This window comes from Comamonas terrigena NBRC 13299, assembly GCF_006740045.1.
Classification (GTDB): Bacteria; Pseudomonadota; Gammaproteobacteria; order Burkholderiales; family Burkholderiaceae_C; genus Comamonas; species Comamonas terrigena.
On sequence record NZ_AP019749.1, the window covers coordinates 2,610,648 to 2,623,759 of the forward strand.

Consider the following 13,112-nt stretch of genomic DNA (forward strand, 5'->3'; position numbering starts at 1 on the left):
GCCGTCTTACTTGCTGGCAGGCTGGGCCGCTGGCGCGTCTGCGGCAGCTTGTACCGGGGGCTCGCCGCGCGTGCTCTTGCGGGCCGCCTTGGCCTGCATGTCCACTTCCACGGGCTTGACCTTGTCACCGGCCTTGACGCGCTGGAACCCGTCCACCACCACGCGCTCGCCGGCCTTCAGCCCGCTTTGCAGCAGCCACTGGCTGCCCACGGCACGGTCCAGTTCCACATCGCGTTTCTCCAGCACATCGCCTTCCTTGGCCACCAGCACGCTGGGGCGGCCGGTCAGGTCGCGCGTCACCGACTGCTGGGGCACCAGCAGCGCATCCGGCGCCAGCGCCGTGGGCAGCAGCGCCTGCACATACATGCCGGGCATCAGCAGGCCTTCGGGATTGGGCACCACGGCGCGCAAGGTCAGCGTGCCCGTGGTGTCGTTGACGATCACGCCGGCAAACGCCAGCTTGCCCTGGTGGGCGTAGTCGCTGCCGTCGTCCAGCTTGATGCGCACGGCAATCTTGTCGCCCTCCACCTTGGCAAAGCGGCCGGCTTCCAGCTCCCGCTTGAGCTGCACCACATCCGCACTGGACTGGGTGAAGTCCACATACATGGGGTCCATCTGCACGATGGTGGTCAGCGCCGTGGTCTGGTTGGCCGTCACCAGCGCACCCGGGGTCACGGCAGACAGCGCAATACGCCCGCTGATGGGCGCCTCGATGCGGCTGTATTTCAGGTTGATGCGCGCCGTCTCCAGGCTGGCCTTGGCCACGGCCACATCGGACTGGGCCTGGAGCGCAGCGGCCTGGCTTTCCTCATAGGCCTGCTGGCTGATGGCGTCGATCTTCACCAGCTCCGCATTGCGGCGCGCGGTGGCGGCCAGCGTGCGCTGGCTGGCTTCGGCCTTGGCCACGGCCGCCGCGGCACTGCGCTCGGTGGCCTGCAGCGACGCCGCATCGATCTGGTACAGCGGCTGGCCCTGCTTGACCACCGCCCCTTCGGTGAACAGGCGCTTCTGGATGATGCCCGAGACCTGAGGGCGCACTTCCGCCGTCAGAAAGGCCCGGGTGCGGCCCGGCAGGCTGGCGTCCAGCTGCTGGCTCTGCGGCTGCAGGGTCACCACGCCCACCTGCACCGCCTGCTTGCCCACAGGCGCTGCCGGCTCGCCGCCTTTGGAGCAGGCCGCCAGCAGCAGCGCCGCGCCCACTGCGCACCACCACCCCCCATACGCTGCACGTTGCGGACCGTGTGAATCAGAATGGGGCACACGGGAGGCAGACGCCTGCGCTTGGTGCAGGCGTGCAGTGATGGCAGTCTTCATGGGGGAGAGGTCGATCATCAGAAAGGGGCCATTCTGGCCCCCTTATGTTTACGTTTCGTAAAGCCTACAAATGTAGGGCAATTCCTGCATGGGCGGCGGCAAAAGCTGTCGCACGCCCATGCCGCCATTGGGAGCCATCTGTCACCAGCAAGTTCCCTGCCATGGCGCAGACCGCACTCTCCCCGCGGGCCTGCGCCCTGGCTTACGCCGCCGCAGCCGCTGCGCGCAGTGCCTCGCGCAGCTGCTGCCCGACTTCGGGGCGGCCCGCGAATGCATCGGTCGGGTTGCGCAGCTGCAGGATGTCCTCCATCCGCGCCTGCACATTGCCCAGGGCATGGGGGTGGCTGAAGATATAGAACTGCTCCTCGGCCATGGCCGCAAACACTTTCTCGGCAATGTGGGTGGCCGTGACCTTGCCCGAGCCCACGGCCTTTTGCGACATGGCCCGCGCCACCTTCTGGCTGGCGGTCAGCGTGGCGTTGCTCATGTCGGCGGGGCGGTTGCGTTCGCTGTCAGCGATGCCGGTCGGCACGAAATACGGGCACAGCAGGCTGCAGTGCACCTGGTCGGTCACCAGGCGCAGGTCCTGGTACAGGGTCTCGGTCAACGCCACCACGGCGTGCTTGCTGACGTTGTAGACCGCCATGTTCGGCGGCGCCAGCATGCCCGCCATGCTGGCAGTGTTGACGATGTGGCCGCGCCACTGCGGGTCCTGGCGCGCGGCCTCCAGCATCATGGGGGTGAACAGGCGCACCCCGTGGATCACGCCCCACAGGTTGACGCCCAGAATCCACTGCCAGTCGGCCTCGGTCTGCTCCCACACCAGGCCGCCGCCGCCCACCCCCGCGTTGTTGAACACGAAGTGCGGCGCGCCAAAACGCTGCTTCACTTCCTGCGCCAGCACCGCCATGGCCTCGCCGCTGGACACGTCCACGCGCCGCGCCAGCACATCGGCCGCCCCCAGCGCCTTTGCCTCGGCCGCCGCGCGCTCCAGCGCATCGGCCTGCACATCCACCAGCACCAGCTTCATGCCGGCGCGCGCGCCGATGCGCGCGCACTCCAGGCCGAAGCCCGAGCCGGCACCGGTCAGCACCGCCGTCTTGCCTTGCAGGTCTTTCAGCATCTTGTCTGTCTCCTTGTTATGGTTGTCACACGGGCACCGAGCGCCCGGAAAAAAGGCGCCTGCCGTTGCCGGGGGCGCCTGGGGCCGGTCTCATTCAGACCAGTTTGACCAGCTGTTTGCCGAAGTTCTTGCCCTTGAGCATGCCCAGGAACGCTTCGGGCGCCGCCGCCAGGCCCTGCGCCACCGATTCGCGCGGGCGCAGCTTGCCCAGCTGCACCAGGTCCGACAGCTCGGCCAGGGCCTTGGGCCACATGCCCATGTGCTCGCTGACGATGAAGCCCTGCACCTTCAGGCGGTTGATCAGAATCAGCGCCGGATTGGCCATGGGCAGGGGCTGTCCGTCGTAGCCGGCAATCATCCCGCACAGGGCGATGCGGCCGAAGGCGTTCATGCGCAGCAGCACGGCGTCCAGGATGTAGCCGCCCACGTTTTCAAAATAGCCGTCGATGCCGTCCGGGCAGGCCGCCTTCAGCGCCCCGGCCATGGACTTCACATCCGGGTGGGCGCGGTAGTCGATGCAGTGGTCAAACCCCAGCTCCTTGACGGCATAGGCGCATTTCTCCGGCCCGCCGGCAATGCCCACCACGCGGCACTTGCGCGCCCGGGCCAGGGCCGCGAACGCGCTGCCCACGGCGCCGGTGGCCGCGCTGACCACCAGGGTGTCGCCCTCCTTGGGCGCAATGATCTGGTCCAGGCCGTACCAGGCCGTCACCCCGGGCATGCCCACGGCGCCCAGGTAGTACGACAGCGGCACATGGGCCGTGTCCACCTTGCGCAGCATGCCCGGCGCATCGCCGTCCACCACGCTGTAGGTCTGCCAGCCGCCCATGCCGACCACGCTGTCGCCGGGCTGAAAGCGCGGGTGGCGGCTTTCCTCCACCACGCCCACGGTGCCGCCCTGCATGACCTGGCCCAGGGGCTGGGGGGCTGCATAGCTCTTGGAATCGTTCATGCGCCCGCGCATGTACGGGTCCAGGCTCAGGTAGTGGTGGCGCACCAGCACCTGGCCTGGGGCCAGGGCGGGCGTGTCGGCTTCCGTCAGGCGGAAGTTGTCGACTGTGGCTTCGCCCTGGGGGCGGTTGTCCAGCAGGATCTGCGGGTTACGGGGCATGTCATCTCCTTCGGTTGTGTTCGCTGCGTACGCGCCCATGCGGGTGCGCTGCAGCCTTTCTTACCTTGCAAAATCAACACCCCGCCGCCGCGCCGCCCCCTGGCGGGCGCCGCGCGCAGGGGTTCAGTCCGTGGCGATCACGGTGTCCTTTGTATCCTTGCTGCCCGGGCGCACGGTGCGCGGCATGTATTTGAACGTACCGGTGGCATGGCTGCACAGGCGGCCTTCGCCGTCATAGACCTTGCCTTCGCAATAGGCCATGGTCTTGGTGCGGTGCAGCACCAGCCCCTTGGACACCAGCAGGCCGCGCGCCGGCTGCATGAAACTGGTCTTCATCTCGATGGTGACGCAGCCGAAGTCGTCGCTCTCCAGGCTGCGCGCCGCCACGGCCATGGTCACGTCCAGCAGGGTCATGCTGGCGCCGCCATGGGTCACGCCAAAGGTGTTCAAGTGGTCGGGCTGGGCTTCGTAGCGCAGCTCGGACTCGCCGTTTTCCATCTTGTGCAGGGTGAAACCCAGATGTTCGACGAAGGGAATGGGGATGGCGCCAAAGCTCAACACAGGGAGAGTCTCCAAAAATTCGGGGGAAGTCCCCGAGCATAGCGGCGCTGGCCGCCCGCGCGGACCACATTGCTGTCACCTACGCGCTTGGACGACAGTCCCATTCCACACCGGCCGTCAGCCGCCCACCAGCGCGCTGACGCCGCCGTCCACCGCCATCCACTGGCCGGTGATGTGCTTGCCCGCCGCGCTGGCATACAGCAAGGTGATGCCCTTCAGGTCCTCATCGTCGCCCAGGCGCTGCAGCGGCGCATGGCTGCTCATCTGCTCCTCGCCCAGGGTGTCGATCAGCACCTCCGCCATCTTGGTGCGGAAGAACCCCGGGCAGATGGCGTTCACCGTGATGCCGTAGCGCCCCCACTCCCCGGCCAGTGCACGGGTGAAATTCAGCACCGCGCCCTTGGAGGTGTTGTAGGCAATGGTCTTCATCGCCACCGGGTTGCCGCCCAGCGCCGCGATGGACGCCAGGTTGATGATGCGGCCGCTGCGGCGCGGGATCATGCTGCGCTTGGCAATCTGCTGGCTCAGCAGGAAATAGCCACGCACATTCAGGTTCATCACCTTGTCCCAGGCGCTCAGCGGGTGGTCTTCGGCCGGAGCCCCCCAGCTGGCACCGGCGTTGTTGACCAGAATGTCCACGTGACCCAGGCGCTGCAGGGTCTCGGTTGCCAGGCGTTCGATGTCGTCCTCGCGGGCGCAGTCGGCGGCAATCCAGCTGGCGTCAATGCCCTGGGCCTGCAGCGTGGCGGCGGCCTGCTCCAGGTCCACCGCCTTGCGCGAGCTCAGCACAATCCGGGCCCCCGCCTCGCCCAGCGCCTGGGCCATCTGCAGCCCCAGGCCGCGCGAGCCCCCGGTCACCAGGGCGGTCTTGCCCTGCAAATCGAACAATTGCTGCACGGTATGTGCCATGGTGTGTCTCCTTTTTATCCCCCTCCATACGCGCTGGCTGTGCCATGCGTTGGCGGGTGGTGGTTGTTTGCCAGGCATTGTGCAAGTGCGCTGCCAGCCCCCCTGTCACCTGTGCGCAAGCTGACAGGCCCCCCATGGAGCACGGACGCACCGCTGCGCGCGCCCGCCGGCGGCAGCCTGAAAAGAAGACCGAAAGAAGACCAAAAGAAGATCGCGAGACGACCGCAAAAGGGTCGTGAATGGGCCGTAAAAGAGCCGCGGAAGAGCTGCAAAAAGGCCGCTAAAGGACCGTTAAAGGACCGCGAGAGGGTCGCGAGAAGCCCCGAAGCAGGCCGCGCGGCTATTCGAACAGCGAACGCGTGCCGCCCCAGGCTGCGCCCTCCAGCTCCAGCATGCGCAGCTTGGTCAGCGCCCCCTGCCCGCCGGAAAAACCGCCGGGCTCCCGCCCTGCAGCCAGCACGCGGTGGCAGGGCACCACGGGCGCAAACGGATTGGCCCCCAGCGCCTGCCCCACGGCCCGGGCCAAGCCGGGCCCGCCCAGATCGGCCGCCAGGTCGCCATAGGTGCGCGTCTGTCCCGGCGCAATGGCGCGTGCCAGCGCGTACACATTGCGGGCAAATTCCGGTACACCCTGCCAGTCCAGCGCAATCTCCAGCAGATGGGGCAGCGCCTGCCTCTCGGCAGCGGTGGCGGGGAGCGGTGCCGCAGCGGGGTGGTAGCCCGCCCGCAGATCGCCCAGCACCTGGGCGTCGCCGGCGCCGGGCCAGTGCAGCGCGCTCTCCCCACCCTCGCCCTCTTCCGCCTCGCCCGCAGCGGCACGCCAGCCGGCCATCAGCTGCTGCACCCCGGCCACGGCCTGCACCGCGCACTCCGGCATCTGGGCGGCGCTGTGCGCCTGCAACCAATCCGCCTGCGGCGGCACATCGGCACCGGTCAGGCGCTGGGCCAGCTCCTGCAGCATGCGCGCCCGCGTGGACTGGCCGTCCACTTCGGGCAGCTGCAGCGCCAGCACGGCCTGGGGCTGCCAGGCCACAGCGCACACGCCGATGCGGGTGGCAAACAGCGCATGGCCATAGCCAAGCGAGGCATCGGCCAGATCAACACGGAAAGCAGCAGCAGCGGACATCCCAGGCACCTCCACACGGAAGCCACCATTGTGCGCCGCTGCGATGCGGCATAAAAAACACAGACCACTGTACACACGCACAGTGTTTAACTGTATATTTACACAGTCATCAACTCTTTTATCTGCAGCATGGACACCGCAGAAGCCTTTTTCACCGTCTCCCTGTGCGACTTTGATGGTTTGCCGGAGGCCGCTCGCGCCAAAGCCGAAGAACGCTACGCCAAGGTGCTGACCCGCCAGCTGGGCGGTTCGGACCAGGTCTGTGAAACCCTGCACTGGGTGCAGCAACTGGAAGAAGACCCGCCCGAGGAAATCACCGAAGAGGTCAAGACCGGCTTTGCCCGCTGGATGAAGGCCGTGCGCGCCGCCACCGAAGCCGGCATGCAGGGCCTGGGCGAAGGCGAAGGCTGCTACTTCGAGGTGCGCGGCGCCTGAACGCCGGGCCGCGACCGCAGCACCTGGCGCTGCGCTATTTCCGCCCGCGCCACCCTGCTGTCCTGGGCTGCATACACTGGCGGACTTTTCCGTGCTCCTGTTTTGTGTATGCAGCCCTTGCTCGACGCCATCGCTCAAATGGCCTACCCCACCGACGCCCAGCGCCTCTTCCATGGCCGTGGCGGCCGCTACCCGGGCTGTGAACAGCTGTCGCTGGACGCCTTCCCGCCCGCCCTGGTGCTGACCAGTTTTGCGCCGCTGGCCGATGAGGCGCTGGCCGCCGTGGGCGCTGCGCTGGCGCAGCGCTGGCAGCAGATCGCCCCGGCCGACCAGCCGCTGACCTGGGTCTTCCAGACCCGGGAAGCCGGCGGCAAGGTCGAGACCCGCACCATGGCCGGTGCCCTGCCCGAGCCCCATGTGGTGACCGAAAACGGCGCCCAGTACCTGCTGCACATCGGGCGCGGCCAGAACCACGGCCTGTTCCTGGACATGGCCGCCGGCCGCGACTGGGTGCGCCAGCAGGTGCAGGCCCACCCCCGGCCCGCACGCATGAAGGTGCTCAACCTGTTCGCCTACACCTGCGCGTTCTCGGTGGTGGCCAAGCTGGCCGGCGCCGGCCAGGTGCTGAACATGGACATGAGCAAGGGCGCGCTGGCCACGGGCCAGCACAACCACCAGCTCAACGGCGTCAAGGCCGGTGCCAGCTTTGCCGCGCACGACATCTTCAGCAGCTGGGGCAAGATCAACCGCAGCGGGCCGTACGACCTGATCATCGTGGACCCGCCCAGCTACCAGAAGGGCAGCTTCATCGCGACCAAGGACTACGCCCGCCTGATGCGCCGCCTGCCCGACCTGCTGGCCCCGGACGGCCAGGTGCTGCTGTGCCTGAACGCGCCCGAGCTGGGCACCGCCTTTCTGCGCGAGCAGATGAGCGAGATCGCCCCGGAGCTGCACTTCACGCAGCGCATTCCCAATCCGCCGGTGTTTGCCGATGTGGACGAGGAACGCAGCCTGAAGGTGCTGGTCTACCGTGCGCCGGGCCTGCCGGGCGCGAGTTCGGAGGCCACGGTGGCACCGGCGGCCCCGGCCGCTGTGGTCGGTGCTGTGGGTGCCGCCGGCACTGCGGCCTGAATCCTGCAGACAGCCCCCTGCCCCGCCCCGCACGCCACCCCACTCCAAGTGCCATGACCGCTTCCGCCTCTCCAGACCTTTCCGATCTTTCCGCGCTCGACCCGGCCCTGGCCCGCACCCTGCAGCGCTTTGCCCGGCTGGACGCCGACACGCCCACCCCGCAGCTGGACTACGCCGGGCGCCGCCGGCTGCTGAGCACCCTGCAGGCCCAGCTGCTGCGCAGCCCGCTGCCGGGCATGGTCCGCACCGACCATTTCGTGCCTGCACCGGGCCGTGAAATCACCGTGCGCAGCTACCAGAAAGGCAGCGCCCCCAGCCCGCAGACCCTGGTCTGGCTGCACGGCGGCGGCTGGATGGTGGGCGATCTGAACACCCACGACGATCTGTGCGAACACCTGGCGCAGTTCACCGGCCACACCGTGCTCAGCGTGCACTACCGCCGCACGCCGGAAAACCCTTTCCCCGCACCGCTGGACGATGTGACGGCCGTGCTGCAGTGGCTGCACCGCATGCAGGGCGTGCTGCCCTTTGCCCGGGACAGCGTGCTGCTGGGCGGCGACAGCGCCGGCGCCCACCTGGCCCTGGCCTGCGCGCTGCGCCATGCGGCTGCACCACAGCCCGCAGACGCGGGCCAGCCAGCGCGGCCGGCCAGGCTGCACGGCCTGCTGCTGTTCTACCCGCCGATTGCGCCGGAGCAGGACCACCCCAGCATGCAGGCCTTCAGCGAAGGCTTTGGCCTGACCCGCAGCGCCATGGCCCGCTACTGGCAGGAACTGGGCGGCGCCGAAGGCGCGGATGCACGCTGCCGCCTGCCGGCCAGCTGCACCGACACCCTGCCCCGGCTGCCGCCCGCCGTGGTCTGCACCGCCAGCCACGACATCCTGCGCGATGAAGGCGAAGCCTTTGCCCGCCAGCTGCAGGCGGCCGGCGTGCCCACCCGGCTGCTGCGAGCGCCTGGCATGGTGCACGGCTTTGCCCGCATGCTGACCGCCAGCCCCCAGGCCCGCCAGCAGGTGGAGCAGGCCTGCCATGCGCTGGCCGCGCTGCTGCACGGCGCCACGGCCGGCAGCGCAGCTGCCTAGCGCAGCCTACACAGACCGGCCCAGGCTGACACCCAGCCACCCCACAAAAAACAACGCCCCTTTCACAGGGGCGTTGTCGTTGCAGGGCCTGCCCACCCATAACAGGCGGCGGGCCATCTGGGGCCTAGCGCTCCCAGCGCGCGGTGTGCGCCAGGGCGGCCGGTGCTCGCGGGGCCGGCACGGCGGCCTGCGCCAGCCCTCCTTCATCGCTGTGCAGCTGGAACACGGCCACCGCCTGCACCAGTTGCTGGGCCTGGTTGCGCAGGCTGTCGGCAGCGGCCGCGCTTTCTTCCACCAGGGCCGCGTTCTGCTGGGTGACCTGGTCCATCTGGGTGACGGCGTCACCCACCTGGGCCACACCGCTGGCCTGTTCCTGGCTGGCGGCGCTGATCTCGTTGACGATATCGGCCACGCGGTGGATGGCGGCCACCACCTCGTCCATGGTGGCGCCGGCGCGGTCCACCTGGTCGCTGCCTTGCTGCACGCGGTCCACACTGGCCGTGATCAGGGTCTTGATTTCCTTGGCGGCAGTGGCCGAACGCTGCGCCAGCGAACGCACCTCGCTGGCCACCACGGCAAAACCACGCCCCTGCTCGCCGGCACGGGCGGCTTCCACCGCGGCATTCAGCGCCAGGATATTGGTCTGGAAGGCGATGGAGTCGATCACGCCAATGATGTCGGCAATGCGCTGGCTGGCGCCCTGGATATCGCGCATGGTGGCCACCACCTGGCCCACCACCTCGCCGCCCTGCGCAGCCACGCGCGAGGCACTGGCGGCCAGTTCGCTGGCCTGGCGTGCATGGGCAGCGTTCTGCTGCACCGACGACGTCAGCTCCTCCATGGATGCCGCGGTTTCTTCCAGTGCACTGGCCTGCTGTTCGGTACGGGCCGACAGATCGTGGTTGCCGTGGGAAATCTGGGTGCTTGCCGATGCCACGCTGTGCGCGTTCTGGCGCACGCCCTGCACCACCTGGGACAGGGCGGTCTGCATGCCGTGCAAGGCATTGAGCAGCAGCGCAATCTCGTCCCGCCCGGCGCTGGGCTGCGCGGCGGTCAGGTTGCCAGCCGCCACCGCCCGCGCCACCTGCACGGCGGCCTCCAGCGGGCGCACCACCGCACGGCTGAACAGCAGGGCCGTGCCAATGCCCAGCACGCAGACCGTCAGCATCACCACCAGGCTGATCCAGATGGCGCGCGTGGCGTCCGTACCGGCCTGCGCGGCCACGGCGGCGGCACTGCGCTGGATCAGCGCACCGGCTTCATCCAGCAGCCGGGTCGGTTCCCGGTCGATGCCCTGCACCGCCTGGTCCCCCGCCACCGCATCCATGCCGGCGGCCTGGAAGGCCTGGTAGCCACTGCGGTAGGCCTGGCCCATGCGCTGGTGGGCCTGGGCAAAGCCTTCCACGCGGCTGCGGCTGTCGCCGGCCGGCAGGCCCGCCAGCAGTGCGCGGGCGGCCTCCTGCACCACGGCTTCCTGCTTCTCAAAGGCGTTCCAGTAGCGCGCGCGCTGCGCCTCGTCCTTGCCCCGCAGCAGCACGTTCTTCCACTCCTGGGTCTGAAGCTTGAAGCTGTCGAGCATGTGGTTGACGGCACGCTCCTGGTCGGCATGCACGGCCACCGTGGTCTGGTAGGTGGTCAGGGCCTGGCGCAGCTGGGCAATGCCAAACAGCGCGGCCGCCAGCAGCACCAGCAGGGCGGCGGCAAACGCCAGGGGGAGCTTGGTGGCCAGCTTCATCGCGCGACCTCCAGACAATGCGCAGCGTGACTGCCGCCTGGGTTGCTGAACGTGTCCATCACTCACCTCTTCTCTTGGTACCGCGGTGCCGGCCACGCGCAGTCCCATCGAAAGGATGGGTTGCGCGGACCATGCTGTTTTTCGAATATGTGCTGGCCCGGGTGTGCGCCGGTGCGCTGCCCTGGCTTCACCGGCAGGCGCACATCAGTAGCCGCACACTCCCCGGCCGGCGGCAAGGCTAAGGCCTCGCGCAAACCCTTAGCTTTCGCCAGTCTTTCGCCTGCCTTTCGGCCCACTCCGACCGCCCTTTTTCGCCACCCCGTCTGCGCGTTAAGCCCGATGGCCGCCGCCGCAGGCACATGAAATGCTTGTGCCCTTGTCGACATTCACTGCACGAGGAGCACTGTTTCATGCGTCACATGTTTTCTGCCATGGCCACCGCCTGCCTGCTGGCCCTGGGCGGCAACGCTTTTGCCCAGGAGGCCGAAGCCTCCCCCACCTTCGACAAGATCAAGAGCTCCGGCAAAGTGGTGCTGGGCGTGCGCGAAAGCTCGGCCCCCATGGCCTATGCCCTTGGCTCCATGCAGAAGTACGTGGGCTACCACGTGGAGCTGTGCGAGAAGGTGCTGGACAAGATCGCCCCCAAGGCCCAGCGCGAATACATGGCGCTGACCGCGCAGAACACCCTGCCCCTGGTGCAGAACGGCACGGTGGACATCGGCTGCGGCCCCACCACCAACAACCTGGCGCGGCAAAAGCAGGTGGCGTTTGCCGTCACCACCTATGTCAGCGAGGTGCGCGCCGCCGTGCGCGCCGACTCCCCCGTCAAGTCCTTCAAGGAACTGGACAACCAGACCCTGGCCGCTTCCGCCGGCACCACGGCCGTGCAGCTGCTGCGCAAATACAGCCGCGACCACAGCACCAAGTTCGACGTGCAGCTGGGCAAGGACCATTTCGAGAGCTTTCTGATGCTGGAGTCCGGCCGCGCCCAGGCTTTTGTGCTGGACGCCAACCTGCTGGCCGGCGTGATCGCCAACTCCAAGAACCCCACGGGCTACAAGATCGTCGGCGAGGTGCTGGGGGCCGAGCCCATTGCGCTGCTGTTCCGCCACGGCGACGCCCCGTTCAAGAAGGCCGTAGACGGCGCCATCGGCGAGCTGATGCAAAGCGGCGAAATGGCCAAGCTCTATGACAAATGGTTCATGCAGCCCATCCCGCCCAAGAACGCGGCGCTGAACCTGCCGCTGAGCCCCATGCTCAAGGGCCTGTTCCAGCAGCCCAACGACAAGCCCCTGGAGGCCTACCAGGACAAGGACGGCAGCGGCGCCTGAGCTGCGCTGCGCTGCGCCCCCAGCGTGGTGCGCACCACGCTGTCTGGACACACTGCCTGCCCCGGCATAAAAAAAGGTCCGCCAATGGCGGACCCAAACTTTCCCCGGTACCCCTGCGAGCGGAGTTCAGTCCAGTGACAGGCCTTCACGCTGGATGGCGCCACCCCATTCCTGCACTTCCTTGTTGATGCGCTGGCTGAATTTGCCGGGCTCCAGCATCACCACCTCGCCCAGCGACGCCAGGGCGGCCGTGGCACGCGCATCCTGGGCCAGGCTCTTGGAGGCGTCGTACAGCTTCTGCACGATGGGCTGGGGCAGATTGGCCGGACCCAGCAGGCCCAGCCAGAAGATCACGTTGAAATTGTCATAGCCGGCCTCGGCCATGGTGGGCACATTGGGCAGCTGCTTCATGCGCTGCGGCGCCGTCACCGCCAGGGCCTTGAGCTTGCCTGCCTGGATCTGCGGCAGCGCCGCCCAGGTCTCGAACATGGTGTCCAGCTCGCCGCTCATCACCGCCATCTGCGCCTGGGCCGATCCCTTGTACGGCACATGGGTCATGCGCGTGCTGGTGCGATTGCCCCAGGAGGTGAAGCTCAGGTGGGCGATATTGCCCGGCCCGGCCGAGCCGTAGCTGATGCGGTCCGGATTGCGCTGGGCATAGCCGATCATGTCCTTGGGGTTCTGGATATTGTTCTTCTGCGTCCAGGCCGGATTGGCGATCAGGATGAAGGGCGCATCCACCGCCACCGTGATGGGCGTGAAATCCTTGGCCTTGTACGGGCTCTTCTTGTAGAGCTGGGGGTTGATGGTGATGCTGCTGGAATTGGTGAACAGCAGGGTGTAGCCGTCCGCCGTGGCGCGCGCCACCTCCCCCACCCCCAGCGAGCCGTTGGCGCCGGGCTTGTTTTCCACCACCACGGGCTGGCCCAGGGTCTTGCTCAGGTGGTCAGACATGATGCGGGCCACCGTGTCGGTGATGGAGCCGGCGGGAAAGCCCACCACCATGCGGATGGGCTTGGTGGGCCAGTCGCTCTGGGCCTGCGCGGCGGTCAGCGGCAGTCCCAGGGCCAGGACGGCGGCGGCGCCCAGCTGCAGGCTGCGGCGGCGGGTGGAAATGGTTGGCATGGCGTTGTCTCCTTCTCTATAGGTATGTGCTTGCCGCCCGGGCACGACAGATGCAACGGATGCAACCGGTGCGTCTGTCGTGTCCAGGCAGCCCTGGGGCCAGGGCCTTGGACCGCCCTGGCTCCCCGA

12 protein-coding genes are annotated in these 13,112 nt (G+C 68.1%); 4 read left to right on the plus strand and 8 right to left on the minus strand.

Annotation, left to right across the window (positions count from 1 at the left end):
• Window positions 1–6: 6 nt before the first annotated feature.
• The 6 genes from CT3_RS11735 to CT3_RS11760 form a co-directional block, all read right to left on the minus strand.
• The gene (locus CT3_RS11735; RefSeq protein ID WP_066533329.1) at window positions 7–1,260 is read right to left on the minus strand and encodes an efflux RND transporter periplasmic adaptor subunit; all 1,254 of its coding nucleotides are present in this window, start codon (window positions 1,258–1,260) and stop codon (window positions 7–9) included.
• Window positions 1,261–1,516: 256 nt separating this feature from the next.
• Window positions 1,517–2,437: an SDR family oxidoreductase gene (locus CT3_RS11740; protein ID WP_066532629.1), complete on the minus strand. Its 921-nt coding sequence runs from the start codon at window positions 2,435–2,437 to the stop codon at window positions 1,517–1,519.
• 94 nt (window positions 2,438–2,531) lie between these two features.
• Window positions 2,532–3,548 (minus strand): NADP-dependent oxidoreductase, encoded by a 1,017-nt coding sequence (locus CT3_RS11745; protein ID WP_066533330.1) that lies wholly within the window; start codon window positions 3,546–3,548, stop codon window positions 2,532–2,534.
• A gap of 123 nt (window positions 3,549–3,671) precedes the next feature.
• Complete coding sequence (locus CT3_RS11750) at window positions 3,672–4,109, minus strand: PaaI family thioesterase (protein WP_066532634.1); 438 nt, start codon at window positions 4,107–4,109, stop codon at window positions 3,672–3,674.
• A 117-nt stretch (window positions 4,110–4,226) separates the two neighbouring features.
• Window positions 4,227–5,018 carry an SDR family oxidoreductase gene (locus tag CT3_RS11755; RefSeq protein ID WP_066532637.1) on the minus strand — a complete coding sequence of 264 codons (792 nt, stop codon included), beginning with the start codon at window positions 5,016–5,018 and terminating at the stop codon, window positions 4,227–4,229.
• A gap of 340 nt (window positions 5,019–5,358) precedes the next feature.
• Window positions 5,359–6,144 (minus strand): methylated-DNA--[protein]-cysteine S-methyltransferase, encoded by a 786-nt coding sequence (locus CT3_RS11760; RefSeq protein WP_066532639.1) that lies wholly within the window; start codon window positions 6,142–6,144, stop codon window positions 5,359–5,361.
• Between the two features lie 129 nt (window positions 6,145–6,273).
• On the opposite strand from CT3_RS11760, the gene CT3_RS11765 reads away from it, so the two are divergent.
• From CT3_RS11765 to CT3_RS11775, 3 genes are all read left to right on the plus strand, one after another.
• Window positions 6,274–6,579: a hypothetical protein gene (locus CT3_RS11765; RefSeq protein WP_066532642.1), complete on the plus strand. Its 306-nt coding sequence runs from the start codon at window positions 6,274–6,276 to the stop codon at window positions 6,577–6,579.
• A 108-nt stretch (window positions 6,580–6,687) separates the two neighbouring features.
• Window positions 6,688–7,710 carry a class I SAM-dependent methyltransferase gene (locus CT3_RS11770; protein WP_083520200.1) on the plus strand — a complete coding sequence of 341 codons (1,023 nt, stop codon included), beginning with the start codon at window positions 6,688–6,690 and terminating at the stop codon, window positions 7,708–7,710.
• Window positions 7,711–7,763: 53 nt separating this feature from the next.
• Window positions 7,764–8,792, plus strand: a complete 1,029-nt coding sequence (locus CT3_RS11775; protein WP_066532647.1) for an alpha/beta hydrolase — start codon at window positions 7,764–7,766, stop codon at window positions 8,790–8,792.
• Between the two features lie 124 nt (window positions 8,793–8,916).
• On the opposite strand, the gene CT3_RS11780 is transcribed toward CT3_RS11775, so the two are convergent.
• Entirely contained in the window at window positions 8,917–10,527 is a 1,611-nt protein-coding gene (locus CT3_RS11780; protein ID WP_066532654.1) for a methyl-accepting chemotaxis protein, read from the minus strand.
• A gap of 410 nt (window positions 10,528–10,937) precedes the next feature.
• On the opposite strand from CT3_RS11780, the gene CT3_RS11785 reads away from it, so the two are divergent.
• Complete coding sequence (locus CT3_RS11785; RefSeq protein WP_066532660.1) at window positions 10,938–11,858, plus strand: transporter substrate-binding domain-containing protein; 921 nt, start codon at window positions 10,938–10,940, stop codon at window positions 11,856–11,858.
• A gap of 126 nt (window positions 11,859–11,984) precedes the next feature.
• Here the strand turns inward: CT3_RS11785 and CT3_RS11790 are convergent, their stop codons facing one another.
• Window positions 11,985–12,983 carry a Bug family tripartite tricarboxylate transporter substrate binding protein gene (locus tag CT3_RS11790; protein ID WP_066532665.1) on the minus strand — a complete coding sequence of 333 codons (999 nt, stop codon included), beginning with the start codon at window positions 12,981–12,983 and terminating at the stop codon, window positions 11,985–11,987.
• Window positions 12,984–13,112: the final 129 nt, after the last annotated feature.

Coding starts and splice junctions, on each gene's coding strand:
- CT3_RS11790 (WP_066532665.1), bottom strand. CDS start 12,983: ATGCCAACCATTTCCACCCGCCGCCGCAGCCTGCAGCTGGGCGCCGCC.
- CT3_RS11745 (WP_066533330.1), bottom strand. CDS start 3,548: ATGCCCCGTAACCCGCAGATCCTGCTGGACAACCGCCCCCAGGGCGAA.
- CT3_RS11770 (WP_083520200.1), top strand. CDS start 6,688: ATGCAGCCCTTGCTCGACGCCATCGCTCAAATGGCCTACCCCACCGAC.
- CT3_RS11765 (WP_066532642.1), top strand. CDS start 6,274: ATGGACACCGCAGAAGCCTTTTTCACCGTCTCCCTGTGCGACTTTGAT.
- CT3_RS11785 (WP_066532660.1), top strand. CDS start 10,938: ATGCGTCACATGTTTTCTGCCATGGCCACCGCCTGCCTGCTGGCCCTG.
- CT3_RS11775 (WP_066532647.1), top strand. CDS start 7,764: ATGACCGCTTCCGCCTCTCCAGACCTTTCCGATCTTTCCGCGCTCGAC.
- CT3_RS11760 (WP_066532639.1), bottom strand. CDS start 6,144: ATGTCCGCTGCTGCTGCTTTCCGTGTTGATCTGGCCGATGCCTCGCTT.
- CT3_RS11755 (WP_066532637.1), bottom strand. CDS start 5,018: ATGGCACATACCGTGCAGCAATTGTTCGATTTGCAGGGCAAGACCGCC.
- CT3_RS11780 (WP_066532654.1), bottom strand. CDS start 10,527: ATGAAGCTGGCCACCAAGCTCCCCCTGGCGTTTGCCGCCGCCCTGCTG.
- CT3_RS11740 (WP_066532629.1), bottom strand. CDS start 2,437: ATGCTGAAAGACCTGCAAGGCAAGACGGCGGTGCTGACCGGTGCCGGC.